The organism is Mesorhizobium hawassense, assembly GCF_003289945.1.
In the GTDB taxonomy this organism is placed as follows: Bacteria; Pseudomonadota; Alphaproteobacteria; order Rhizobiales; family Rhizobiaceae; genus Mesorhizobium; species Mesorhizobium hawassense.
In genome coordinates this window covers 1-751 of record NZ_QMBP01000061.1, presented here as the reverse complement: position 1 = coordinate 751, position 751 = coordinate 1, and the positions used below count along the sequence as shown (strand labels likewise).

The following is a 751-nucleotide window of genomic DNA, read 5'->3' as shown; positions in this document are numbered from 1 at the left end:
CGATCGCCACCGCGAATGCCGCCAGACCGTTTGCCGCCGTGGCAGCGTCGGCGCCGATCCGCCCGACGACAACATCGCCCTGCTTGAACAGGAAGATCTTCGTGCCGTCCGTCGTCGTCAGCCCGGAATCCACCCCGCCGGCCGCGACCGATAGCGAGTACGCCTTAGACGCCCCTTCCTCGTCGGCACCGAACGAGCTGTTGTTGGACTGGACGACCGCGGCCGCGCTCGTAGCGTAGATGCTCCCGGTCGGGTCGTCGGTCTGGTAATCCGTGCTCGCGTTGCTGACGCCGCCGGCAGCGTTTGGGGCCAGCGCCGCGATCGCCGTTGCCGAGTCGGTGGCGCCGTTGGCGGTCTGCGCACCCGACGACTCGTCGTGCGTCACCGATCCGGTCGCCAAACCGATCGCCGCACTCGGCCCGTCGTCGAGGAATTTGACCTGGCTGCCGATGCTGACCGAGTTCGTCGCCGTGTCGCCATCGCCGTCGGTCACCGTCACCACCGCCTGCAGCGCGGCGTTGGCGATGGATACCGCCTCGCTGGTGTCGGGGTTGTCGGCGGAGCCGTGATGCAGCGAGGCGTACTGCGCCACGCTGACAAAACCGCTGGAGTCGATCGCCACCGCGAATGCCGCCAGACCGTTTGCCGCCGTGGCAGCGTCGGCGCCGATCCGCCCGACGACAACATCGCCCTGCTTGAACAGGAAGATCTTCGTGCCGTCCGTCGTCGTCAGCCCGGAATCCACCCCGCC

Annotated in this window: 1 protein-coding gene; it reads right to left on the bottom strand. The window is 68.4% G+C overall.

Going from position 1 to position 751, the window contains the following annotated elements; translation table 11 throughout:
• Positions 1–751: DUF5801 repeats-in-toxin domain-containing protein (locus DPM33_RS36585; RefSeq protein ID WP_245442699.1), on the bottom strand; the 751-nt coding region annotated here is incomplete at both ends.